The organism is Pseudomonas alkylphenolica (genome assembly GCF_004025535.1).
In the GTDB taxonomy this organism is placed as follows: Bacteria; Pseudomonadota; Gammaproteobacteria; order Pseudomonadales; family Pseudomonadaceae; genus Aquipseudomonas; species Aquipseudomonas alkylphenolica_A.
In genome coordinates this window covers 1,004,819-1,029,419 of record NZ_QJRG01000047.1, presented here as the reverse complement: position 1 = coordinate 1,029,419, position 24,601 = coordinate 1,004,819, and the positions used below count along the sequence as shown (strand labels likewise).

Sequence of the window (24,601 nt, the reverse complement as noted above, 5' to 3'; positions counted from 1 at the left end):
GGCTGTGGACACGGGCTTGCCCACACGCTATCCGACCGGTAAAGGAACCCCATGAAAAAGCCCACGCCCACTGTCGAACCCTCGCGTATCCGCGAAGGCCTGCCATTTCCGCTGGGCGCCACCTGGGACGGTCTTGGGGTCAATTTCGCGCTGTTCTCGGCTCATGCCACCAAGGTGGAACTTTGCCTGTTCGATGCCAGCGGCGAGGTGGAGCTGGAGCGTATCGAACTGCCGGAGTACACCGATGAAATTTTCCATGGCTACCTGCCCGACGCCCACCCGGGGCAAATCTATGGCTACCGGGTTCACGGCCCTTATGCGCCGCAGGATGGCCATCGCTTCAACCCCAACAAACTGTTGATCGACCCCTATGCCAAGCAATTGGTCGGCAGCCTGAAATGGTCCGAAGCCCTGTTCGGCTACACCATCGGCCACGCGGACGGCGACCTCAGTTTTGACGAACGCGACAGCGCCCCGTTCGTGCCTAAATGCAAGGTGATCGACCCGGCCTACACCTGGGGTCGGGACCAGCGGGTTGGCGTGCCCTGGGAGCGCACGATCCTTTACGAAGCCCATGTACGTGGCATCAGCATGACCCACCCGGCTGTGCCCGAGGGGAACCGCGGCACCTTTGCCGGCTTGATGTGCGACGAACTGCTTGATCACATCAAACAGCTCGGCGTGTCGTCCATTGAACTGCTGCCAATTCATGCCTTTGTCAACGACCAGCATCTGTTGCAAAAAGGCCTGAACAATTATTGGGGCTACAACAGCATCGCCTTCTTTGCCCCCCACCCGCACTACCTGGCCAACGGCAAGATCGCCGAGTTCAAGGAGATGGTCGCGCACCTGCACGATGCCGGCCTGGAGGTGATTCTCGACGTGGTCTACAACCACACCGCCGAGGGCAACGAGCTGGGCCCGACGCTGTCGATGCGCGGCATCGACAACGCCTCCTACTACCGCTTGATGCCCGACGACAAACGTCTCTACATCAACGATTCCGGTACCGGCAACACCCTCGACCTGAGCCACCCGTGCGTGTTGCAGCTGGTCACCGACTCGCTGCGTTACTGGGCAGGCGAGATGCATGTGGACGGCTTTCGCTTCGACCTGGCAACCATTCTTGGCCGCTACCATGAAGGCTTCGACGAGCGTCACAGCTTCCTCGTCGCCTGCCGGCAAGACCCGCTGCTGAGCCAGGTCAAGCTGATCGCCGAACCCTGGGACTGCGGCCCCGGTGGTTATCAGGTGGGTAATTTTGCACCCGGCTGGGCCGAGTGGAACGACCGCTTTCGCGACACGGTCAGGGCCTTCTGGAAAGGCGACGAAGGCCAGCTGGCCGACTTTGCTTCGCGCATGACCGCCTCGGGTGAGCTGTTCAACCGACGCGGGCGCCGGGCCTGGGCCTCGATCAATTTCGTCACTGCGCACGACGGTTTTACCCTGCGCGACCTGGTCTCGTACAACGACAAACACAACGAGGACAACGACGAAAACAACCAGGATGGCAGCAACAACAACCTGTCGTGGAACCACGGTGTCGAAGGGCCCACCGACGACCCTGAAATCAAGGCCCTGCGCCTGCGCCAGATGCGCAACTTCTTTGCCACACTGCTACTCGCCCAGGGCACGCCGATGATCGTCGCCGGCGACGAGTTCAGCCGCACCCAGCATGGCAACAACAACGCCTACTGCCAGGACAGCGAGATTGGCTGGGTCAACTGGACCCTCGATGACGAGGGCACTGCGCTGCTCAAGTTCGTCAAGAAGCTGACCAAGCTGCGCCTGGCCTACCCGGTGCTGCGCCGTTCGCGCTTTCTGGTCGGTGACTACAATGAAGCCATCGGGGTCAAGGACGTTACCTGGCTGACACCCGCTGGTGAGGAGATGAGTATCGAGCAGTGGCACGACAGTCATGGCCGCTGCCTGGGGATGTTGATGGATGGCCGGGCGCAGGTCAGCGGCATCCCGCGGCCGGGCGCAGACGCCACCTTGCTGCTGATCGTCAACGCCCATCACGACACCGTGACCTTCACCCTGCCGCAGGTACCTGAGGGCGAGTACTGGCACAGCCTGATCGACACCGACCGGCCGCTGTTGCGCAAGGGCGAACAGCATGCATTTGGCAGTGGGCTGAACGTCAGCGGACGATCATTGGTGCTGTTGGAGTTGCAACACGAAGACGACAGTTGAAGCACGGGAACTCATTGCCCCCGGCCCCGTCTCATGCAGTAGGTTTGAAGACCAGGAGTCAGCGTGAATTTCGACCCGGATCCGAAGCTGCCACCATCCCCCCAGGCGTCGCCCGCCGTACAGCGTCTGCGGGTGCTCACCGTCAACACCCACAAAGGCTTTACCGCCTTCAACCGCCGCTTCATCCTTCCGGAATTGCGCGAGGCGGTGCGCAGCACACAGGCCGATATCGTCTTTCTCCAGGAAGTGCTCGGCAGCCATGACCGCCATGCCGCGCGCTATGCCGGCTGGCCGCAAACCTCGCAGTACGAGTTTCTGGCCGACAGCATGTGGAGCGACTTTGCCTACGGGCGCAATGCCGTCTACCCCGATGGCCACCACGGCAATGCGTTGCTGTCCAAATACCCGATCATCGAACACCGCAACCTCGATGTGTCGATCACCGGCCCCGAGCGACGCGGCCTGCTCCATTGCGTACTGGATGTGCCCGGCCAGCATCAGGTACATGCCATCTGTGTGCACCTGTCGTTGCTGGAAAGCCATCGCCAGAAGCAACTGCAGTTGTTGCGCCGGTTACTCGACTCGCTGCCCGCAGATGCGCCCGTGATCATTGCCGGCGACTTCAACGACTGGAAGCTGCATGGCAACCGCGCCCTGGGCCTGCACCGCGGTCTGCATGAAGCCTTTGAACGTCACCACGGGCTGCTGGCCCGCACCTACCCTGCACGCTTGCCGCTGCTGCGCCTGGATCGCATCTACCTGCGCAATGCCAACAGCCACGCGCCGCGTATTCTTGGGAGCAAACCCTGGAGCCATCTCTCCGATCATTTGCCCCTGGCGGTAGAAGTGCAGTTATAGGCTTAGTACAAAAAAGTCACACGCTCTTGCCACCGCTCGGCGCCTTTTGGCGCCTGGCTTAGCAACGATTCGGCATAGCCGCCTGGGTCGAAAGAGCCGTCGACGCTATTGAATGTAAATTTTTGTTTAATTTCAGCGAATTGACCGAGTGAATAGCTTGACAACGGTTATTTAACGCTTTCTTGACGCACGACCTCTCCTCTCCTTAGCTACATGTAATGCAGCAATGCAGACCCCATTCCGAGCCTCTAGCTCGCGCCTTTCAGCGCGCGACGGGAGCGGTATTGCTGGTTTGAGTCGCCCTCTGGTTTTGCATTACAGCCCGTGACATCAGGCCAGAAACATTGGCTGCAACAACCAGAGGAGATCCGCCATGAAAAAAGCTCCGAATCCGTCAGGCTTTGAGTATGTTTTCTATGCGGTTTCCACGTCGCTGCTTTTGGCAACCCCGTTGGAAACCCGTGCATGGAGCCTGGAGGATAACGACCCGCTCCACGCGTTCATCCAGGCGCCGAACGCGTTCAATCAAGTGCCAGTGACGCTGCAGCAAACGCCGTCACTGATCCCGGTCAGTGCCAGCGGCCTGGGCCTGAGCACCTTGAACGCGTTTTCCGAGCGCATGGCCGAGCGCAACGCCGCTGCCGATACCGACGCCATTGCCAGTCACTGGGGCCCGTTCTACCCAGCCCCGATTGCCACGGGTGCACCGGCAACCTTGCGGCTGGAGGCAAGCAACCAGAGCCTGCAGATCAGTCCGGACCTGTTCGTGCGCGAAACCGCAGACGGCAATACTCACCGCATCGGTTTCTTCGTGGGTCACAGCAACCTGCAGAGCGGCTTCGACGGCATGCGCAAGCCGCAGGTGGGCGATCGCAAAAACAGCGTAAGCCTGGAAGGCGAAAGCCTGGGGATGTACTGGAGCATGACCCACGAACAAGGCTGGCATGTGGACGCCGTGGCCATGGGTACCCGCTTCGACGTCAATGGCCGCAGTGAGAACGGCGAACGCCTGGATGGCGACGGTCATGCCTTTACCCTGTCGGTAGAAGGTGGCTACCCGATCGCCCTGGGCAACACCTGGACCCTCGAGCCACAGGCACAGTTGATCAACCAGCAGTACTTCCCCGGCAGCCAGACCCAGACCGATACCCGCCAGGCATTCGACCAACAGCCAAACTGGACCGGCCGTATCGGCGCCAAACTGTCTGCACGCTACAACTTCAATGGCATGCCGATCGAGCCCTTCGTGCGTACCAACGTCTGGTACGACTACGCCAAGACCGACATCGTCAGGGTGGACAACGTCGACAAGCTCAACAGCGGCCGCAGCGCCACCACCGTGGAGTTGGGTATGGGCCTGGTTGCCCGGGTCAGCCCCACCGTCGCGCTGTTTGTCAGTGCCGACTACAGCAGCGATGTCGATGACGCCGATCTCAGCGGAATGGTTGGCAACCTCGGGGTACGGGTCAGGTGGTAAAGGGCCAATGGCAATGGCGCACGTACACTGAGCCGTGCGCTGCCGGTCAGGGCGAGGCGCCCCATCCGCTTCGCCCCAGGCCGGGAACTTCAATGCGCAGCATTCAAAGGGTCCTACCGGAGCACGCACCATGCCATGCCTGATACTGGGCCACACCACCGATACTTCGATCAAGGTGTGGGTACGTGGGAGCCATCGCTGGCCGGCGGCGTTCATTGATCTGGCCGATGAAAACGAAAGCGTGGTGGAGTCGAAAAAGCTGATGACGCCGGCGGCGAACTTCTACACCGCCGTGGTCGAGTTCAAAAAGCTCACACCCAACACCCGCTATCGGGTCAAACTGGCCCTGGGCAAGGCCGTATCCGATCCGTTGCCCTCAAGAATCCGCCAGGAGTACTCCGAAGGTCGCTTCACCACATTCCCACCCGCAGATTCCCCGGCCGCATTCAGTTTCATCCTCGGCTCATGCAACCTGCACAGCCTGGGGCTGCTGGAACGCCCCGACCGGGCCTGGCTGGAAATATCCAGCCTCGGCAAAGCGGTGCAAGCGCGCTTCATGATGCATTGCGGTGATCAGATCTATGCGGACATTCCGCTACGCCCCTCCATCGACATCCAGCATTTTCGCGACAAGTACCTGGACGCCTGGGAGGACTGTGTACCGGCGCGCAAAACCCTTACCGAAATGCCGCACTACATGATTCTGGACGACCACGAACTGATCAATGACTTCGATCGCGGCAACCCGGACACCAACAACCAGTTGGCGCTGGCCGCCATTACCGCCTACTGGGAATTCCAGCATTCCCACAACCCCGCCAACCGCCATCCCGAGCACCACTACCACTACGAGTTCAATTACGCCGCTGCGCGGTTCTTTGTCATGGACACGCGCTTCTACCGCAACAGTGCGCAAGGCCGGATGATTGACGAGGTGCAATTCGACGATCTGCTGAAGTGGCTGGTGCGGTTCAAGAACGACCTCAAGTTCATTGTCACCAGCGTGCCCTTTGTCGGGGTGCCGCTGAATCCGGAAGGCGACAAATGGTGCGATGTTGCCTACCGCAACCAGCGCGCACAGATTCTTGCGCATATCCTCGACAACCAGGTGACCCGGATTGTCTTCCTCACCGGCGACATGCACACCTCCTATCACGCCACCCTTGATGTCAGTCGCGGCGAGCGTCGCATGGTGCTACACGAACTGATGTCCAGCCCGATCAACCAGATCACGCCCAACCTCAAACTGCAGGCGGTCTATGACACCCGTGAGACCGTCACCGAACTGGGCAATGGCATTCAGGTGCGCTCGCGCATTACCCCGGAAAGCTTTTATGGCAAACACTCCAACGTCATGGTGGTGAATGTCGACACCACTCATCAAACACCGAAGGTCGGGTATCAGATCCATCGTACTACCCGCTCGGAAGCGGGGCCTACCGGTAGTTTCGAGCCGTGATGCGAGATAACACCCTACGCTGGCTCTTGCTCGCCCTGGTTCTGTTGATCGGCGCTTGTACCTACCTGCCCGCCAGCCGGGGGCTGACGGTGACCAACAAGACCGTAGTGGCCGAGCCGAAGCTGCAATACCTGGGCGCAGGCGGCTGGCTGATTCACTGGCGAGGTGAAGGCGTATTGCTGGCCCCGTCGCTCTCCAACCCCGGCGGGTTCGGCGCACGCGGCATACCGCCCCTGTGGGTCAAGGCCAACCCGCAGCGAATTGACACCTTCATGCCAGCGGCCTCCGACGTCAGCATGCTGCTGGTCGGTCACGCTCATTACGACCACCTGCTGGATGTGCCCCGGGTGTTGCAGATACAGGCACCCAACGCGATCGTCTATGGTTCGCACACCGTCGCCCATATCCTGCATGCCGCACACATCGACCCCGCCCGCGTACGTGCGCTGCAACCTTCGGAAATCGCCAACCCACGCAAGCCATCGGCGCCGGGCACCTGGTTTTACTCCGGCAGGGAAACCCGCAAAGATGGTGACAGCACAGGCGCCCGCCCAGCTGGCGTGATCCGCGCGATGCCGATACAAAGCGAACATGCGGGCCATGCGTTTGGCATCAATTTTATCCAGGGCCAGTACGACGACAACCTTGAAACGTTGCCTAAAACCCTGTTTGGCTGGCGCTTAGGCGAGGTGACCGTGGCCTGGCTGATTGACCTGCTGGACGCGCAAGGTAAACCAGTTTACCGACTCCACTACCAGGACAGTGCCGCTACGCCGCCGCTGGGTTTTCCGCCGTTGATCGCCGATGGCAAAGGCATTGATGTAGAAATACTCTGTGCCGCCAGCTGGGATCAGGTGCATGCCTACCCCGCTGCGCTGCTGCGCGTTACCCGGCCGCGAACGCTGATACTCGGGCACTGGGAGAACTTCTTCGGCAACGACCCCGGCCAGCCGGCACGAACCATTCCGTTGCAGGACTACAAAGGGCTGCTCGAGCGCCTGCTCGTCCACAAACCGCTGGTACCGGAACCGTTCTCCTTTGTGCAGCTCCCCCCGGCACAGTGACACCGCCGTATTGTTTTTCCCCTGCACTGAACGCACACTCGGCGGCGCCAAGCCATGCCCAGCGGAGCCGCCATTGCCCACCCCTCGCCAGTTCAGCCAGAAATCCAGCAGCAGCAACATGCTCAACCGCAAACAGCCCGAAGCCGCCACATCACCCGCCTACCGGGTAGGCTTTCTGTTGCTGGAGAATTTCTCAATGGCCAGCTTCACCGTGGCCATGGATGTGCTCGTCACCGCGAACCTGCTGCAAAACAATCTGTTCACCATTACCCCGCTGTCACTGGGCGGTGAACGGGTGATGAGCGACCTTGGCCTGGAGATTTATGCCGCTGTGTTTGAGCGGACGCAGCTGGCGTCACTGGACATGCTGGTGGTCTGCGGGGGCTTGCGCACCCCGCTCAAGTACCCGGAGCTGGATCGCCTGCTGAGCGACGCGGCGCACCATGGCCTGGCGCTCGGCGGGTTATGGAACGGTGCCTATTTTCTTGGTCGCGCCGGGGTACTGGTGGACTATCAATGCACCATTCACCCCGAGCAACGGGCGAGCCTTGCCGAGCTCAGTACACAAAGCACCATCACCCCGGCAAGCCATGTGCTGGACCGCGACCGCCTGACCGCCGCCAGCCCCAACGGCGCGCTGGAACTGATGCTGGCGCTGCTCAGGCAGCAACGCGGCGAAGCGCTGGCCGGCGGCGTCGAGGAAATCCTGGCGTTCTCCGGGGCACGCTTTCGAAGGGTCGACAGCCACTCGAAAAAGTCCATGAGCGCACCACTGCGCACCATCGTCGAGCTGATGGAAAACAACCTCGAAGAAACCCTCAGCCTGGATCAGTTGGCCGCCTACTGCGGGCGCTCCCGCCGGCAGATCGACCGCCTGTTCCAGGCGCAGCTGGGCACCTCGCCCAGCCGCTACTACATGGAACTGCGCATCACCAAGAGCCGCCGCCTGCTGCAATACTCTGACCTTGCCCTGATGGACGTGGCGATTGCCTGCGGCTTTGTCTCGATTTCGCATTTCAGTAAATGCTACAGCGCCTACTTTGGTTATCCGCCTTCGCGGGAACAACGACTGGGTGAGTAACCGCGCCGGGCACCGTTCAGACTCAGGCCGCCTTCGACCATCAACACCAGCATCGCCAGCCAGATGGCGATGTAGGTCGGCCACTGCGCCGGGGCAATGGTTTCACCCAGCAGGATCGAGGCCAGCACCAGCAACACCGGCTCGACGTAAATCAGCAGGCCAAACAGGGTCAGGTTCAGCCGCGGCCCGGACAGCGCCTGCAGGGCCAGCGCCGACGCACTGATCGCGCCAAGCCCTGCCACCAGCCAGGGCAACGCCGAACCACTGCCGGCCACACCCAGCACCACCCCACCCTTGAGTACAAAATACAGACTCACGGGCAGGCTCAAGGTCATGTCGAACCACAGTCCGCCCATGGTGTTGCTGTCACTGACCCGCCGCAACCAGAAGTACACCGGGTAGCCCAGGCTGACCGCCAGTACCGGCCAGGTGATGGCCTTGGCGATAGCGATCTGGTTGATCACCCCCACTGCAGCCACCGCACAGGCCAATAACTGCAAACGACTGATGGTGTCCTTGAAGGCCAGGCGGCCGAAGATCGCCATGGTCAATGGCATGAGGAAATAGCCCAGCGACACATCCAGCCCGTAGCCGTTGATCGGCGCCCACATGAACAACCACAATTGCGCCCCCAGCAACGCCGACGACAGCACACGCACCAGCCAGAACCCATGCTCGTGGCGCAGCCGCTGGAACAACCGGCGCACTTCGTGCCAACGACCGCTGACCAGCAGCATCAGCGTCAGGCACGGCGCGGTCAGGAGCATGCGCCAGCCGTAAATCTCTTCACCGTCCAATGGTTTGAGCAGGTGGGTATAGGCATACATCACGGCAAACAACACCGAAGCCAGAACGTTCAGCAATACGCCCAACGCAACGTTGGCGGTAGCAGGCCGGTGCATGACAGGGTCCTTCACGATGGGTTTCAGAGCGTGATAATTTATTGCGTAGCGGCTGAGAAGTGGCCTCGTTTTTCAGCACCAATATGAGAAATTTTTGCACATGAAGCCTGACCTCGATGATTTCGACCTGGCCCTGCTCACAGCCTTGCAGCAGGACAACAGCCTGCCCCTGCGCGAACTGGCCGAGCGTGTGCACCTGTCCAGCGCCTCGGTACAACGGCGCATCCAGCGCCTCAAAAGCAATGGCTTCATCCAGGCCAACGTGGCAGTGATCGACCCGGAAAAGGTCGGCCAGGTCATTACCCTGATGGTCGAAGTGCATGCCGAACGCACCCAGTCGGCCGACCTTGAGCTGATGAAACAGACCTTCTCCGGCCCCGAGATCCAGCAGTGCTATTACGTCACCGGCGACGCCGATTTCATGCTGGTGCTGACGGTGGCGAGCATGAGCGAGTTCCAGGCCCTGACCCAGCGGCTGTTCCATGACAACCCGAACGTGAAGTGGTTTCGGACCATCGTGGTGCTGGAGCGGGTGAAGTCGACACTACAGGTGCCGATTGCCGGCACCTGAGCGCGGTCATTCAGGGCTTCGCTGGCACCTGCTCAAGCGCCTGGCGCAGTTCATCGGCATTTGAAAATTCGCGCTCGGCCACTACCCGCCCCTGGTCCAGTTGCAGCCACAGCACCTTGTCTTCGGCGCCGGCATAACGGGTGGCGACGGTACCTTCGCGGTCGAGCAACACGCGGTAGCTGTAGTCACGCATCGCCGGAATGGCGAACAGCTTTGAAATCAATGCCGGCATGCGCTGGATATCAGCAACGAACACCGCGTCGCGGGCCTCCAGGTAGCCTTTGGCGCGCTCGGCCAGGGCAGCTTTGACCAGCTTGGCGCCGTCCATGTTGCGTGCCACCAGCAGGATCTGTGTCTGCGGATTCAGGCTGTAAGCCTGGTCATGCTGATCCAGCAGGGTCCAGGGCGCCAGGCGCTCGCCGACCTCGACGGCGTGGGCCAGCAAGGGCGACAGGCTCAGGAACAGGGCGATGGCGAATTTCACAGGCAACCTCATTGGTAATCAGATCAGACGCAGATCCTATCGCGGATACCGGCCAAAGCACACAGCAAACAAAAGGATATAAAAATAACAAAACAATCTAACAAAACGGAATAAACAAATTGATACGCCCACGGCGCCTCCTTATATTTTCGGTCATCAACTGACCGTGCATCCCAGGAGTTCGCCCATGTCGCACACGCCCCATTCCCCGCTGCGCCGCCTGCTGACCGGCGGCCTGATCGCTGCCTTCGCCGCCCTGTGGCTGCCCGGCCAAAGCGCACTGGCCGAGCCCAGCAAGACCCTGCGCATCGGCTACCAGAAATTCAACAGCATCAACATTCTCAAAGGCAGCGGCGCCCTGGAAAAAGCCCTGGCACCGCAAGGGGTGAGTGTCAGCTGGTATGAGTTCGCTGCCGGCCCGCAGCTGCTCGAAGCCTTGAGCACCGGCGCCATCGACCTCGGTCATGCTGCCGATGCACCGTCGGTGTTCGCCCAGGCCGCCGGCAAGCCGGTGGTCTACCTGGCGGCCGAGCAGCCTTACCCTCACGGTATCGGCCTGGTGGTCCGCGAACAGGACAAGATTGCCAACGTCCAGGCGCTCAAGGGTCAGCGCGTGGCCACCGGCCGTGGCTGGAATGCCCAGTACCTGCTGGCAGTGGCGCTGCAGGACGCCGGCCTGAGCTACAAGGACATCACCCCGGCCTACGTCAACAACGCCGCCGATGCCGTGGCCGCCCTGCAATCAGGCAGCGTCCAGGCCGTTACCCTGTGGGACCCGTTCCTGGCCGCCGCTGAGAAACAGCCCGGCTTGAAGAACCTGCGCGACGGCAGTGGCCTGTCCAACAACCGTACCTTCTACCTGTCGTCAGCCGCCTTTGCCGACAACAACCGTGCCCTGCTGAAAACCTTCTTCAGCGAACTGGCCAAGGTCAGTGCCTGGGCCAATCAAAAGCCGGATGAGGTCGCCGCCCTGCTCGCCCCGCAACTGGGCATCAGCGCCGACGTACTGCAAGTGGCCAGTGAACGCCGCAACTACAATGCCGTGCCGATCGACAGCAGCATCACCGCCGAACAGCAGAAACTGGCCGATACTTTTCAGGGCCTGGGCCTGATTCCCAAGACGCTGCGCGTAGCCGATGCGGTGTACCCGGTATCGGTCTTGCCGTGATTCGCTGAGTGGTCGATGCCGACACGCGGACATACCCGGTCGGCATTCACCAATCAAATACCGGGTATTTCAACATTTAATTTGTGGATGGCACGGGCTTGTCTATATCGTGTTGATGCATCCCCAAGCAACGCCAGCTGGCGCTGCCAGGCACGGGGACACAACAACAAGTCGAGACTGTCCATGTCGAAATCTTCTTACTACGCCCCTCACGGTGGGCACCCGGCTCAAACCGAGCTGCTGACAGACCGTGCCATGTTCACCGAAGCCTATGCCGTCATCCCTAAAGGCGTGATGCGTGACATCGTCACCAGCCACCTGCCGTTCTGGGACAAGATGCGCATGTGGGTCATCGCCCGCCCGCTGACCGGTTTCGCCGAAACCTTCTCCCAGTACATCGTCGAAGTTGCTCCTGAAGGCGGCAGCGAACGCCCGGAGCTGGACCCGAACGCCGAAGCGGTGCTGTTCGTGGTTGAAGGCGAGATCGACGTCACCGTCGAAGGCAAGCACCACACCCTGGCACCGGGCGGCTACGCCTTCCTGGCACCAGGCGCCGAGTGGAGCCTGCGCAACAACAGCAAATCCAACGTCACCTTCCACTGGCTCCGCAAGCACTACCAGAAAGTCGAAGGTGTGGCGGTCCCTGAGTCGTTCGTTACCCACCGCGACAACGCCACCGTCATCGAGATGCCGGGCACCGAAGGCCGCTGGGTCACCACCCGCTTCGTCGACATGGCTGACATGCGCCACGACATGCACGTCAACATCGTGACCTTCCTGCCGGGCGGCGTGATTCCGTTCGCCGAAACCCACGTCATGGAACACGGCCTGTACGTCCTGGAAGGTAAAGCGGTGTACCGCCTGAACCAGGACTGGGTCGAGGTCGAGGCCGGCGACTTCATGTGGCTGCGCGCTTTCTGCCCGCAGGCCTGCTACGCCGGCGGCCCGGGCCCGTTCAGCTACCTGCTGTACAAGGATGTGAACCGTCACATGAACCTGGTGCTCAACCCACAGCGTTAAGCCCAGGCTCGATGTACAAAAAACCCGCCCTCACAGGCGGGTTTTTTCGTTATGGCACCACTGGCCTATGCTTGAGTTCGACCCATTGCCTTATGGAGCCTGGCTGATGAACCTTCGCGCTGCCTGCAGCACGCTTCTGGTCTTGCTCCTGTGTGGCGGCGCGCAGGCTCAGGACTGGGCATTGGCCCAGGACCGCAGTGGTATCCAGGTGTACCTCAGTGACGTGCCCGGTTCGAAGTACCAGCGCTTTCGCGGCGTCACCCAGATCAAGGCCGATGTGCGTACCTTGAGCGACCTGCAGGAGAACCTGCGGGTGGCCTGCAAATGGCTGTATGGCTGCGCCAGCATGCGCCTGCTGGATGTCGAGGGCGACACCACATGGGTCTACATGACCACCGAGCTGCCCTGGCCGACCAACCCGCGTGACATGGTGATCCAGGTGCGTACCGAGCGCGCCGACGATGGCGGGCTGATCCGTCATTTGAGCGCCGTCAGCGGCAAAATGGCACGCCAACCGGGGTTCGTCCGGGTCACCAGACTCGAAGGCCTGTGGACCCTGACCCCAAAAAGCGATCACCTGACCGAAGTCACCTATCAATTGGAGGCCGATCCTGCGGGCGACATTCCTTCATGGCTGGCCAATCAGTTTGTGATCGATGCGCCGATGGTGTCGCTGCGCACCTTGCGCGCAGTGGCCGAGCGCCAGGGCCTGCGCCCGAGCGACGACACCACGCAACCCTGAGCTACACCGCGTGGGCCTCCAGCAGGCCAGCCAGTACCCCGGCCAACTCCTTGACCATCGGATCGGCCGTCGGCCGATGGACGATGACGATCTCATAGCTGTCGATCACCGGCAGGCCGTTCTGCTCGCCAAGCACGGCGTGGTCACGGGTCGCCGCACGCGGCGGCAGCAGGCTGATGCCCATGCCGTCGGCCACCGCCGCCTGAATACCGCTGAGGCTGGAGCTGGTAAAACTGATACGCCAGCGCCGCCCCATGCTTTCGATCGCGTTGATCATGTCGTCGCGGTACAGGCCGCGTGGCGGGAAGGTCACCAGCGGGATCGGGTCGAGTTCGATCGAGGGCGTGCGGGCGCTGTCGATCCATTGCAACTCTTCCGGCCAGCACGCCACGCCCTCACGGCTGTTGCGCCGCTGCTTGAGCAGCACCAGGTCGAGTTCGCCGTTGTCGTAGCTCTGGCTCAGGTCGCGGCACAGGCCGCTGGTGACTTCCAGTTTGACCTGCTGGTACTTGCGGTTGAAGGCCGACAAGGCATTGGTCGTACGCCCACCTACAAAATCTTCCGGCACGCCCAGGCGCACCGTCACACCGACTGTGGCGCCCGCCAGGGCTTCGAGCATCTGGTCATTGAGCGCTAGCATGTGCCGGGCATAACCAAGCAAGGTCTGGCCGGCATCGGTGGGCAGTACATCACGGTTGCCGCGCACCAACAGGCGGTGGCCAACCATGTCTTCCAGGCGCTTGACCTTCTGGCTCACCGTGGACTGGGTCGAGTGCAGGCGCGCGGCGGCGGTGGTAAAGCTGCCGCAGTCGGCCACCACGACAATGGCCCGGAGCAGGTCGAGATCAAACAATGACCTATTTGGCTTTACACTGATGTCCATGCGGATATTTAACTTCTAAATGCAAAGCGGGATTTTTATCATGCCCCCTCTTACAGGACAACACACGGAGACAAGCGGATGCGTATGGAACACCTCAGCGTCTTTTTCGCATTCCTGCTAGCCATGATGACCTCGATCACCGCCAGTGCCGAAGGTGGCGTGCTGGAAAGCCAGCTGCGCGAAGCGGCTGAAATCGGCGATGCCGCACGCGTGCGCAGCCTGCTCGAACAGGGTGCCGACCGCGAAGCCCGCGACAAACAGGGGCGTACGCCGTTGCTGCTGGCCACCCACCGCAACCAGGTCGATGCGGCCCGGGTGCTGATCGAGGCCGGTGCCAACGTCAATGCCAAGGACAACATCGACGACAGCCCTTACCTGTATGCCGGTGCCCGTGGCCACGAGCAGATCCTGCGACTGACCCTGGCCCACGGCGCCGACCTGAAGAGCACCAACCGCTACGGCGGCACGGCATTGATCCCGGCCGCCGAGCGCGGTCATGTCGACACCGTGCGTACGTTGATTGAAGCAGGCGTCGATGTGAACCACTTGAACCGCCTGCACTGGACGGCGTTGATGGAAGCCATCGTGCTCAGCGACGGCGGCCCGCGTCATGTACAGATCGTCGAGATGCTGGTGAAGGCCGGCGCCGACGTGAACATTGCCGACAAGGACGGCGTGACGCCACTGGCCCACGCGCGCCAGCGCGGCTATGCCGAGATGGTGAAAATCCTCGAAACGGCCCGGTAGGGTACAGGCAGCACAGATGTCGGCACCCACCATTAACCGCAAAGCGGTCGCCCCTTTACACTTTGTCGGTTTTCTCAGGCAGCGTCTCAACGTCGTTCACCGACCGCCGAAAGCCCTTGATCGTCTCCCCCAGGTCACTGCCCAGAGTCTTGAGCCGCTTGCTACCGAACACCAGTACCACCACAACCAGCAGTACCGCCCAGTGTTTCCAGTCGAACACACCCATGCCGCCCCCTCCTTCGCTTATTCGATGGCTTCGAACGGCAGGCCTACATAGTTTTCGGCGATGTTCACCAGGCCGGCGTGGGAGGTGAAGAAATACTCGCGATCAGCCTGCTGCATCTTCTGGTCCCAGGCATCCTTGTGCTCGCCAAAGTCATGCAGCAGGTTGGTCATGAACCAGCTGAAGCGCTCGCCTTTCCACACCCGCCGCAAGGCCAGCTCCGAGTATTTGTCGAGCAGGTCGGTACGCCCTTCGCGGTATACCTTGACCAGAATGCGGTACAGGTAGCAAACATCCGAAGCCGCCAGGTTCAGGCCTTTGGCGCCGGTCGGCGGCACGATGTGAGCGGCATCGCCAACCAGGAACATCTTGCCGTACTGCATCGGCTCGACCACGTAGCTGCGCAGCGGCGCGATGCTCTTCTCCAGTGCAGGCCCGGTGACCAGGCGCGCACCAACGTCCTCGGGCAGACGGGCCTTGAGCTCGGTCCAGAAGCGCTCGTCGGACCAGTCATCGACGTGATCGGTCAACGGCACCTGCAGGTAGTAGCGGCTGCGGGTCAACGAACGCTGGCTGCACAGTACAAAACCACGGTCGTGGTGGGCGTAGATCAGCTCATGGTTGACCGGTGGCGTATCGGACAACATACCCAGCCAGCCGAACGGATAGACGCGCTCATAGTGAGTCAGCACCGCTTCGGGGATACTCTTGCGCGCCACACCATGAAAGCCGTCACAGCCGGCGATGTAGTCGCAATCGATACGGTGGGTCTTGCCGTCTTTTTCGTAGGTGACATAAGGCTGCTCGCCTTTCATCTCGTGCGGCTGCACATTGTCGGCCGAATAGATGATCGGCGCTTCGCTGGCGGTACGCGCTTGCATCAGGTCGCGGGTAACTTCGGTCTGGCCGTAGACCATCACCGTCTTGCCGCCGGTCAGCGCCTTGAGGTCGACACGGATGCGCTTGCCACCCACCAGCAGCTCGACGCCATCGTGTACCAGACCTTCAGCGTCCATACGCTCGGACACACCAGCTTCGCGCAGCAGATCGACAGTACCTTGCTCAAGCACGCCGGCGCGGATGCGGCCCAGTACGTACTCGGGGGTCTGGCGCTCGACGATCACCGTATCGATACCGGCGTTTTGCAGCAGTTGGCCGAGCAAAAGGCCCGAAGGGCCGGCACCGATAATGGCTACCTGGGTTTTCATTGTTCTTGTCTCGCTGTGGGGCTCCAGACGCCTGGCTGCGACCGTCTGGTAGCTATTGTTGTTGTGTGCCCCTGCATTTTTGCTGACAAAAACCGTAGAAAAAGGTGATATTCATCCAACAAATTGCACTTTTACAAATACAGTTCGATTATCGGACAGGCCCATAATGACAAGATCCAGCCTCCCAAAAATCCCCGTGTTCAAGCTTTACGGCGAAAGCCAGGCCTGGCCGACACCCGATTTGCTGCACTGCGAATCGATCCCCAAACGCAGCAGCCTGCACCACTGGGAAATCAAAGCGCATCGTCATGCCGACCTGTTCCAGCTGTTGTACGTGCGCCGCGGCCAGGCCCTGATCGAACTCGAAGGCCGACGCAGCACCGTGCAGGAAGCAGCGATCCAGGTGATCCCGCCAATGACCGTGCACGGGTTTCAGTTTTCCGAAGACATCGATGGCTACGTGCTGACCCTCGGCGCACCGCTGGTGGCCCAGCTGGAAGCGCAACTGGGCGCACCCTTGACGGTACTGGCCTCTGCCGGCTGCTATCGGCTGGGCGCTGATCGCGCGGCATTGCACACCTTGATCCGTGTATTGCATGAGGAATACGAAGGCAGCGCCCCGGCACGCGACCTGCTGCTGCATTCGCTGGTGACTTCGCTGATGGTCTGGATCAGCCGCCGCAGCCTGCAGATCAATCCGTCGAACAACCGCGACGAACGCAACCAGCAATTGCTGGCACGCTTTATCAAACTGGTCGAACAGCACTACCGCGAACACTTGTCGGTCGAGTTGTTTGCGCATCGCCTGGGTATCTCCAGCGTGCACCTGAACAACCTTTGCCGCGAACTGGCCGGGCAGACGGCATTGCAGATCGTCCACCAGCGCCTGTTGCTCGAGGCGCGGCGCAACCTGATCTACACCAACATGAGCATCAGCCAGCTGTCAGACAGCCTGGGCTTCAGCGACCCCACCTACTTCTCACGTTTTTTCCGCCGGCTGTGCGGGCAAACGCCGAATGCGTTTCGTCAGGCGGGCGTGTCCTGATCGCGGTTTTTTATGCAGACCGCCGAAATTTCTTAACAAAGCCTGCCAGTAGCGTGTGAGAAACGCTGAAGCAAAACAGCAACTTGTTGATAAATAAAGTAAATAAATATGGCACGCAATTTGAGAGGGCTGTGAAAGGCGCCGCCGGACGGCGCCACACCCATAACAATAAGGTTGACCCTCTCATGTTCAAACGCGCCCCGCTGCACCTCGCCACCAGCCTGTTGCTGTCCACCTGCGCCTGGCAGGCCCAGGCCACCGAAGGCGGTATCTCCTCCTGGCCCATGGGCATCGAACTGTATGGCATGGGCATCCTGCCGCCACCGGGCACCTACGGCCAACTGTTCGTCGGCAACTACCTGGCCGACAGCCTGCGTGACAACAGTGGCGCCAAGGCTGCCGACATCGACCTGCGCGTGACCACCCTGGTCCCGCGCTTTGTCTGGGTTACCGAGCAGAAAATACTCGGCGGTGACCTGGGCTTTCATGCCCTGCTGCCCCTCAATGACATGCGCCTGAACGTCAAGGGCGGCCCACACGATCACAAGCGCGGCATCGGTGACGCTCACCTGGGCCCGGTGATCGGCTTTCACCCCAGTGACAAACTGCACATCGCCACCGGTGTCGACTTCGTTCTGCCCACCGCCAGTGATTACGACAAGGATGACCTGATCAACCTCGGCAACCACTACTACACCGTGCAAGGCGTGCTGGCGATGACCTACCTCGACCCCAACGGGCTGAATGCCGATGTGCGCCTGATGTACGACTACAACTTCGAGAACACAGCCACCAACTATCAGTCCGGCCGCGAGCTGCACGCCGACTACACCCTTGGCTGGGGCCTGGGTAACGGTTGGGTGCTGGGGGTTGGCGGGCATGCGTACCAGCAGGTCAGCGATGACAAATGCAGCGCTGGCGACTGCTCGGCCGCCGCCCTGGTGCAGGCCAGTGACGGCAACCGCGGCCGCTCGTTCTCCATCGGCCCTGCCGTGCAGTACAGCAGCAAGCAAGGCTGGATGTTCAGCGCCAAATGGCAGGACGAGTCCGGTGTACGCAACCGCGCCGAAGGCCAGGCCTACTGGCTCAAGTTCACCACGCCATTGTAAGCCCTGGTCGCGCCCGATCAGCTGCCCTTGAGCCGGTAGCTGACCTGGGCGCGGCTCATGCCGAGCATCTGCGCTGCAGCGGTGACGTTGCCGCCCGAACGCTCCAGCGCCAAACGCACCAGGCGCCGTTCGATCTCCTCAAGGGACGTGCCCAATACCCGCTCCTGCCCGGTGAAAAATGCCTGCAGGCTGGCCAGTTCCGGGGCGCTGCCAGCGGCCTCGCCTGGGTCGGCTTCAGTTGCCGCCCGCAACGGCGCCGTATCCAGGGCCAGCCGGCCCTCGGCGGTCAGGCCGATGGCCGAGTCGATCAGCGGGGCTCCGGCCTCTGCCAGGTGCACCACGTCGATCACCTCACCATCGCTGGCAGCAATTACCCCGCGCTCCACCAGGTTCTGCAGCTCGCGGATATTGCCGGGGAAACGGTAGGTCAACAACGCATTCACCAGGCGCATGCTGAAGCCCGCCAGCTGACGGCCATGGCGCTGGCTGAAGCGGCGGAGGAAATAACTCATCAGCAGCGGTATGTCTTCGCGTCGCTCGCGCAAGGGTGGCAAGTGAATGGGGAACACGTTCAGACGATAGAACAGGTCTTCGCGAAAGCGCCCCGCCGCAACCTCCTGACGCAGGTCGAGGTTGGTCGCGGCGATCACCCGCACATCGACCTGAATGGGCGTCGTGCCGCCCACCCGCTCGATCTCGCCCTCCTGCAGGGCCCGCAGGATCTTGCTCTGGGCGTGCAGGCTCAACGTGCCGATTTCATCGAGGAACAGCGTACCGCCATTGGCCCGCTCGAATCGCCCTGGCCGCGAACGCTCGGCACCGGTAAAGGCACCGCGTTCGACACCGAACAGTTCGGCCTCGACCAGGTTCTCCGGCAGGGTTGCACAGTTCAACGCAACCATCGGCGTGTGCTGGCGGCGGCTGGCTTGATGCAGGGTATGCGCGAACAACTCCTTGCCCACCCCGGACTCGCCGGTCAGCAGCACGGTGGCCTGGGTCGGTGCCACGCGCTGCAGCAACTGGCTGGCGGCCACGAAACTGGCCGAGATACCCACCAGTTGCTTGCCGTCAGCCGGTACTTCAATCTCGGCAACTCGCGTGTCGACCGCTGAGGTGTAGGTACTGCGGCTGAGAAAATCGCCAGGGTCCAGATAGGCCAGGTCGACATCGATGTCCTCCCACTGTTCGGCGGGTTTGCCGACAATGCGACACGCCGGATGTCCCATGGCCCGGCACTGCATCTCGCGAAACACCACCAGACGCCCGAGCAGTGACGAGGCGTAGCCACTGGCATAGCCGATTTCCATCCAGCACGCCGGCTCCCCGCCCAGGCCATAGGCGGCAATGTGCTCGTCTACCTCCAGGGAGTTGTGCCAGAGGAATTCCGAATAGAAGTGGCCGATGCCCGAGTCGATTTCAAAGCGCACCACTTCGACATTGACCATGCCTTCGAGCATGTGCAGACGAGGGCCGGCGCTATACAGGCTGGCATGATCGCCTTCCGGCCACTGTTCGCTGACCTGGGCCGCGTCCCGTGCGCCGGCTTGCCAACCAATGCGCGTGAGCAGGCCGCGAGCCTTGTCCAGGCCCAGGGCGTCGACCAGTTCACGGCGGATAGCGCCGAAGGCCGAGCCCTGCAGCAACATCATGCGCTGGCCACACAGCCAGATGCTGCCGTCTTGCGGGGCAAAAGCGACAGACTGTGCCAGTTGCTCGGCGGACGGCAAGCCACTGCTGCCGAACTGGTTGGTGCGGTCGACAATCAGGCTTTTCTGGCGGCCCAGTACCTGTCTGAAAAACGCTTCATCCACGGTACGGCCAGGCTTGCCAGGTGTTGTAGGTGTCATAGGCAATACCAAAGGCAGAAGGTAAGCCTTGCAGTATGCCGCCCGCCCCGGCCGGGTCAATTGGCCAGACAGCAAAGGGCACCTTCAGGCTGCACAAATGGCCGATTACCGCCCGGATTTTGTCCCGGAGCACCCGCGTCGAGCTTTCTGCACCCGGCGACTTCTCTGCATAAAATTTCGCACCAGATGCCTGCTGCTTGTTCATCCAATCTTCACCTATCAATTCTATCTATTTGTTTTATATCGATTATTTACCAATTAAACGACATGGCACGATAGTTGTTATGGGCTGTTCATCGAATCCTTTTCGACACAACAAGAGAGAAGCCGATGACTCATACCCGCCCTGCCTACCAGAACCTTCACCTGCAACCGCTGGCCGGACGCTGGCGTGTCGGCAGCGCCGAACGCGCGTTGACGGTACTCGACCCGTTCAACCAGCAAACCCTGCTGGACATCCCCCTGGCCAACCGCGATGACCTCGATGCCGCCTACCGCTGCGCCCGCGAGGTACAGCCGGCCTGGGCCGAGCAGTCGCCGGCCGCACGCAGCCAGGTGCTGTTGCAGGCGGTGCGCATTTTTGATGAGCGCCGCGAAGAGATCATCGACTGGATCATCCGCGAGTCCGGCAGCACGCGGATAAAAGCGCAGATCGAGTGGGGCGCCGCCCGCGCCATTACCCTGGAGTCGGCGAGCCTGCCCAGCCGTGTCCACGGGCGCATCGTCAGCTCCAACATCCCGGGCAAGGAAAGCCGGGTATACCGCAAACCGCTTGGTGTGATTGGCGTCATCAGCCCGTGGAACTTCCCCCTGCACCTGACCGCCCGGTCCCTGGCACCCGCCCTGGCACTGGGCAACACCGTGGTGGTCAAGCCGGCCAGCGACACCCCGGTCAGCGGCGGCCTGCTGCTGGCGCGTATCTTCGAAGAGGCCGGTCTGCCTGCAGGCGCTTTGAGTGTCGTGGTCGGGGCCGGCGCCGAGATTGGTGATGCCTTTGTCGAGCACCCGGTTCCGGCCTTCATTTCGTTCACCGGTTCGACCCAGGTCGGGCGCAGCATCGGCCGCATCGCCAGCGGCGGTGAACACCTCAAGCACCTGGCGCTGGAACTGGGTGGCAACAGCCCGTTCGTGGTGCTGGCCGACGCCGACCTGGAACAAGCGGTCAATGCGGCCGTGGTGGGCAAGTTCCTGCATCAGGGGCAAATCTGCATGGCGGTCAACCGCATCATCGTCGAGCAGCCGTTGCTCGAAGCGTTCACCCAACGCTTCGTCGAACGGGTCAAGGCCCTGCCCTGCGGCGACCCGAGCCTGCCCGGTACGGTGATCGGCCCGGTGATCAATGCCCGCCAGCTGTCGGGCCTGCACGACAAGATTGCCATGGCACTCGGTGAAGGCGCCGAGCTGCTGCTCGGTGGCCAGGCCCAGGGCAATGTACTGCCACCGCATGTGTTCGGCAACGTTACGGCCGACATGAGCATTGCCCATGAAGAGATCTTCGGCCCTTTGGTAGGTATTCAGGTTGCCCGCGATGCCGAGCATGCCCTGGAACTTGCAAACCGCAGTGAATACGGACTGTCCAGTGCCGTGTTCAGCGCCAGCGTCGAGCGGGGTGTGCAGTTCGCCCAGCGCCTGCACGCGGGCATGACTCACATCAACGACATCCCGGTCAACGATGAGCCCAACGCGCCGTTTGGCGGCGAGAAAAACTCCGGGCTGGGCCGCTTCAACGGCGACTGGGCCATTGAGGAATTCACTACCGACCACTGGATCACCGTGCAACACCAACCGCGTCACTACCCGTTCTGATTGCCTGATCGACCCCATAACAATAAGGAGTCCGCAATGTCCCTACTGCCCAACCGTCCGGCTGTACGACGGGCCGTCACCCGTTGCCTTGTCTTGCCCCTGGCCCTGCTCTCCGGCATTGCCGCCGCCGATGGCGACGGGGTGTGGAAGAGCGGCGAAAATGTCTATGCGAAAGTCTGCGGCCACTGCCATGAAGGCCAGGTCGGCCCGCAACTCAAAGGCCGGCAACTGCCTGCGGCCTACATCAGCGCCGTGGTGCGCAACGGCTTTCGCGCCATGCCTGCCTTCCCCGCATCCTTCATCGACGACCACGCACTGCAACAGGTAGGCGATTACATCGCTACCTCCCCTGCACCGTCGGCCAAACCGTGAGGGCACTGCGATGATGAACGTCGAACGTCGTTCGCTGCTCAAGGGCATGGCCCTCGGCGGCATCGCCGGGGTCGCCCTGAGCAGCTCCGGCCTGAGCCTGGCCAACAGCGTGCTGGGCCGCCATGTTCCGGCCCAGGCCGCGAGCCTGGCACTGGTCAGCGCTGAAGTCGCCAGCTCCGCGTTTGTTCAAGGCTTGCAGGCAGGCCCGGCGGCGCCACCGCTGCAGATAATGCCGGCAGCGCTGGACCTGATGACCCTGCAGGCGCTGCAGCAACGCCTTGGCAGTGGCCAGCCACAGCGCCTGATCGGCCTGCTCGACGATGCCAGCGCCGCGCTACTCATCGACCTGGCCCGCAGCGCAGGCGCTCGAGTGCAATGGCTCGGCCAGCACAGCAGCGGCGCCGGCCGAACGCACCACCGCCTGCTCAGCGCCCAGACCGCACACGGTTGCGCCCTGCAACTCGGCCAGCAGCTGCACACCTGCGGCCAAGGGTTCAGCCTGCACGAACAACGCCTGCATACCCTGACGCCAACCTTGCAACTGGCCAGCGCCCGTCACGGCCAGGCCAGCGACCAATGGGCCGCCACACTGGGTTACGCCTTGAGCGTGCTGGGCAGCACCGACACCGGTCAGGCGCCCCTGGTCGCCAGCCGTCCCTCGACACTGACCGGCACCTACGTGTCGTTCTCGATCGAAGTCTGAAGGATTCCACGATGAGCCAAACAACTGCCAATACCCTGCTGCCTCGCGGTGTCGATGCCAGCCACTTCGAGCAGGCACTGACCCAGTTCCGCGCACTGCTGGGCGATGAAAACGTCCTGGTCAAGGACGAGCAACTGATCCCCTACAACAAGATCATGATGGCGGTGGACAACGCCGGCCACGCACCATCGGCTGCCATCACCGCCACCTCGGTCGAACAGGTGCAGGGGGTGGTGAAGATCTGCAACCAGTTCAAGATTCCGGTGTGGACCATCTCCACAGGCCGCAACTTCGGTTACGGTTCGGCCGCCCCCGGACAGCGCGGGCAGGTGATCCTCGACCTGAAGAAAATGAACAGGATCCTTCACGTCGACCCCGAGCTATGCACCGCACTGGTCGAACCCGGGGTCACCTACCAGCAGCTCTACGACTACATCCAGGAACACAAGCTGCCGCTGATGTTGTCGTTTTCCGCGCCTTCGGCCATCGCCGGGCCGCTGGGCAACACGATGGACCGCGGCGTCGGCTACACGCCCTATGGCGAACACTTCCTCATGCAATGCGGCATGGAAGTGGTGCTGGCCAACGGCGACGTCTATCGCACCGGCATGGGCGGGGTCAAAGGCGACAATGCCTGGCAGGTGTTCAAGTGGGGCTACGGCCCGACCCTCGACGGCATGTTCACCCAGGCCAACTACGGCATCTGCACCAAGATGGGCTTCTGGTTGATGCCCAAGCCACCGGTGTTCAAACCGTTTGAAATCAAGTTCGATAACGAGTCGGACATCGCCGAGATCGTCGAATTCATCCGCCCGTTACGCATCGCCCAGGTCATTCCCAATTCGGTGGTGATTGCCGGCGTGCTGTGGGAAGCGTCGACCTGCAACACCAAGCGCAGCGACTACACCAGCGAACCTGGCGCGACCCCGGACGCCATCCTCAAGCAGATCCAGAAAGACAAGAACCTCGGCGCCTGGAACGTCTATGCCGCACTCTACGGCACCCAGGAGCAGGTCGATGTGAACTGGCAGATCGTCACCGGCGCGCTCAAGCAACTGGGCAAGGGCCGGATCGTCACCGAGGAGCAAGCTGGCGATACACAGCCCTTCAAGTACCGCGCACAACTGATGTCCGGCGTGCCCAACCTGCAGGAATTTGGTCTGTACAACTGGCGCGGCGGTGGTGGTTCGATGTGGTTCGCCCCGGTCAGCCAGGCGCGGGGCAGCGAGTGCGACAAACAGCAAGCCCTGGCCAAGAAGATTCTCAACAAACATGGCCTGGACTACGTCGGCGAGTTCATCGTCGGCTGGCGCGACATGCACCATGTCATCGACGTGCTGTACGACCGCACCAACCCCGAGGAAACCCAGCGCGCCAACGCCTGTTTCACCGAACTGCTGGATGTCTTCGAGCAACAGGGTTACGCCGTTTACCGCGTCAATACAGCGTTCCAGGAACGCGTTGCGCAAAGCTACGGGCCGGTCAAACGCAAGGTCGAACACGCGATCAAACGCGCCCTTGACCCCAACAACATCCTCGCCCCGGGCAAGTCCGGGATCGACCTGAACAACCCGTTCTGACCAGCGTCCCCGCCAGGCCCCACCTGGCGGGGATTACCCTTGTAACCGCCGCACAT

Annotated in this window: 23 protein-coding genes and 1 pseudogene; 17 read left to right on the top strand and 7 right to left on the bottom strand. The window is 61.7% G+C overall.

What is annotated here, in order from left to right:
- Positions 1-51 precede the first annotated feature (51 nt).
- The 6 genes from glgX (at position 52) to DM813_RS20120 (ending at position 8,135) form a co-directional block, all read left to right on the top strand.
- The gene (gene glgX / locus DM813_RS20145) at positions 52-2,196 is read left to right on the top strand and encodes a glycogen debranching protein GlgX (protein WP_128325122.1); all 2,145 of its coding nucleotides are present in this window, start codon (positions 52-54) and stop codon (positions 2,194-2,196) included.
- Between the two features lie 63 nt (positions 2,197-2,259).
- Positions 2,260-3,054 carry an endonuclease/exonuclease/phosphatase family protein gene (locus DM813_RS20140; protein ID WP_128325121.1) on the top strand — a complete coding sequence of 265 codons (795 nt, stop codon included), beginning with the start codon at positions 2,260-2,262 and terminating at the stop codon, positions 3,052-3,054.
- Between the two features lie 373 nt (positions 3,055-3,427).
- On the top strand, positions 3,428-4,531 hold the full coding sequence (locus DM813_RS20135) for an autotransporter domain-containing protein (protein WP_128325120.1): 1,104 nt from the start codon (positions 3,428-3,430) through the stop codon (positions 4,529-4,531).
- A 130-nt stretch (positions 4,532-4,661) separates the two neighbouring features.
- The gene (locus DM813_RS20130; RefSeq protein ID WP_128325119.1) at positions 4,662-5,990 is read left to right on the top strand and encodes an alkaline phosphatase D family protein; all 1,329 of its coding nucleotides are present in this window, start codon (positions 4,662-4,664) and stop codon (positions 5,988-5,990) included.
- Complete coding sequence (locus DM813_RS20125) at positions 5,990-7,054, top strand: MBL fold metallo-hydrolase (RefSeq protein ID WP_128325118.1); 1,065 nt, start codon at positions 5,990-5,992, stop codon at positions 7,052-7,054. The genes DM813_RS20130 and DM813_RS20125 overlap by 1 nt, the downstream gene beginning before the upstream one ends.
- Positions 7,055-7,127: 73 nt before the next feature.
- Complete coding sequence (locus DM813_RS20120) at positions 7,128-8,135, top strand: GlxA family transcriptional regulator (protein WP_128325117.1); 1,008 nt, start codon at positions 7,128-7,130, stop codon at positions 8,133-8,135.
- Here the strand turns inward: DM813_RS20120 and rarD are convergent.
- Entirely contained in the window at positions 8,099-9,037 is a 939-nt protein-coding gene (gene rarD / locus DM813_RS20115; RefSeq protein ID WP_128325116.1) for an EamA family transporter RarD, read from the bottom strand. The two genes, DM813_RS20120 and rarD, sit on opposite strands and share 37 nt — an antisense overlap.
- Before the next feature lie 100 nt (positions 9,038-9,137).
- On the opposite strand from rarD, the gene DM813_RS20110 reads away from it, so the two are divergent.
- The gene (locus DM813_RS20110) at positions 9,138-9,608 is read left to right on the top strand and encodes an Lrp/AsnC family transcriptional regulator (protein ID WP_128325115.1); all 471 of its coding nucleotides are present in this window, start codon (positions 9,138-9,140) and stop codon (positions 9,606-9,608) included.
- Positions 9,609-9,618: 10 nt separating this feature from the next.
- Here DM813_RS20110 and DM813_RS20105 read toward each other — a convergent pair whose 3' ends face one another.
- Positions 9,619-10,092, bottom strand: a complete 474-nt coding sequence (locus DM813_RS20105; protein WP_206617411.1) for an FAD/FMN-containing dehydrogenase — start codon at positions 10,090-10,092, stop codon at positions 9,619-9,621.
- Positions 10,093-10,279: 187 nt separating this feature from the next.
- Between DM813_RS20105 and DM813_RS20100 the strand changes: the two genes are divergently transcribed.
- The 3 genes from DM813_RS20100 to DM813_RS20090 all read left to right on the top strand — a co-directional run bounded on the left by DM813_RS20100 (position 10,280) and on the right by DM813_RS20090 (position 13,022).
- Complete coding sequence (locus tag DM813_RS20100; RefSeq protein ID WP_128325113.1) at positions 10,280-11,260, top strand: aliphatic sulfonate ABC transporter substrate-binding protein; 981 nt, start codon at positions 10,280-10,282, stop codon at positions 11,258-11,260.
- A 183-nt stretch (positions 11,261-11,443) separates the two neighbouring features.
- Positions 11,444-12,280 carry a bifunctional allantoicase/(S)-ureidoglycine aminohydrolase gene (locus DM813_RS20095; protein ID WP_128325112.1) on the top strand — a complete coding sequence of 279 codons (837 nt, stop codon included), beginning with the start codon at positions 11,444-11,446 and terminating at the stop codon, positions 12,278-12,280.
- A gap of 106 nt (positions 12,281-12,386) precedes the next feature.
- On the top strand, positions 12,387-13,022 hold the full coding sequence (locus tag DM813_RS20090) for an START domain-containing protein (protein ID WP_128325111.1): 636 nt from the start codon (positions 12,387-12,389) through the stop codon (positions 13,020-13,022).
- A 1-nt stretch (position 13,023) separates the two neighbouring features.
- On the opposite strand, the gene DM813_RS20085 is transcribed toward DM813_RS20090, so the two are convergent.
- Complete coding sequence (locus DM813_RS20085) at positions 13,024-13,905, bottom strand: LysR substrate-binding domain-containing protein (protein WP_128325110.1); 882 nt, start codon at positions 13,903-13,905, stop codon at positions 13,024-13,026.
- A 78-nt stretch (positions 13,906-13,983) separates the two neighbouring features.
- Here DM813_RS20085 and DM813_RS20080 point away from each other — a divergent pair, with 78 nt between their 5' ends.
- On the top strand, positions 13,984-14,652 hold the full coding sequence (locus DM813_RS20080) for an ankyrin repeat domain-containing protein (RefSeq protein ID WP_128325109.1): 669 nt from the start codon (positions 13,984-13,986) through the stop codon (positions 14,650-14,652).
- A gap of 85 nt (positions 14,653-14,737) precedes the next feature.
- On the opposite strand, the pseudogene tatA reads toward DM813_RS20080, so the two are convergent.
- Both tatA and pobA read right to left on the bottom strand, forming a co-directional pair.
- A pseudogene (tatA, locus tag DM813_RS20075) lies at positions 14,738-14,878 on the bottom strand (twin-arginine translocase TatA/TatE family subunit); the annotation flags it as partial.
- Positions 14,879-14,895: 17 nt separating this feature from the next.
- Positions 14,896-16,083 (bottom strand): 4-hydroxybenzoate 3-monooxygenase, encoded by a 1,188-nt coding sequence (gene pobA / locus DM813_RS20070; RefSeq protein ID WP_128325107.1) that lies wholly within the window; start codon positions 16,081-16,083, stop codon positions 14,896-14,898.
- A 166-nt stretch (positions 16,084-16,249) separates the two neighbouring features.
- Here pobA and DM813_RS20065 point away from each other — a divergent pair, with 166 nt between their 5' ends.
- Positions 16,250-17,128, top strand: a complete 879-nt coding sequence (locus tag DM813_RS20065) for a helix-turn-helix domain-containing protein (protein WP_128325106.1) — start codon at positions 16,250-16,252, stop codon at positions 17,126-17,128.
- 185 nt (positions 17,129-17,313) lie between these two features.
- The gene (locus DM813_RS20060) at positions 17,314-18,237 is read left to right on the top strand and encodes a SphA family protein (protein WP_128325105.1); all 924 of its coding nucleotides are present in this window, start codon (positions 17,314-17,316) and stop codon (positions 18,235-18,237) included.
- A 17-nt stretch (positions 18,238-18,254) separates the two neighbouring features.
- Here the strand turns inward: DM813_RS20060 and DM813_RS20055 are convergent, their stop codons facing one another.
- Positions 18,255-20,084, bottom strand: coding sequence for a sigma-54-dependent Fis family transcriptional regulator (locus DM813_RS20055; protein WP_128325104.1), 1,830 nt, complete (start codon positions 20,082-20,084; stop codon positions 18,255-18,257).
- Positions 20,041-20,289 (bottom strand): hypothetical protein, encoded by a 249-nt coding sequence (locus tag DM813_RS20050; protein ID WP_128325103.1) that lies wholly within the window; start codon positions 20,287-20,289, stop codon positions 20,041-20,043. Before DM813_RS20050 ends, DM813_RS20055 begins: the two co-directional genes overlap by 44 nt.
- Positions 20,290-20,414: 125 nt before the next feature.
- Here DM813_RS20050 and DM813_RS20045 point away from each other — a divergent pair, with 125 nt between their 5' ends.
- The 4 genes from DM813_RS20045 to DM813_RS20030 are packed head-to-tail and all read left to right on the top strand — an operon-like array spanning position 20,415 to position 24,545.
- Positions 20,415-21,890 (top strand): aldehyde dehydrogenase family protein, encoded by a 1,476-nt coding sequence (locus DM813_RS20045; RefSeq protein WP_128325102.1) that lies wholly within the window; start codon positions 20,415-20,417, stop codon positions 21,888-21,890.
- Positions 21,891-21,926: 36 nt separating this feature from the next.
- Positions 21,927-22,262 carry a c-type cytochrome gene (locus tag DM813_RS20040; protein ID WP_128325101.1) on the top strand — a complete coding sequence of 112 codons (336 nt, stop codon included), beginning with the start codon at positions 21,927-21,929 and terminating at the stop codon, positions 22,260-22,262.
- Between the two features lie 13 nt (positions 22,263-22,275).
- Entirely contained in the window at positions 22,276-22,965 is a 690-nt protein-coding gene (locus tag DM813_RS20035; protein WP_128325100.1) for a hypothetical protein, read from the top strand.
- 11 nt (positions 22,966-22,976) lie between these two features.
- The gene (locus DM813_RS20030) at positions 22,977-24,545 is read left to right on the top strand and encodes an FAD-binding oxidoreductase (RefSeq protein ID WP_128325099.1); all 1,569 of its coding nucleotides are present in this window, start codon (positions 22,977-22,979) and stop codon (positions 24,543-24,545) included.
- The last annotated feature ends 56 nt before the right edge of the window (positions 24,546-24,601 follow it).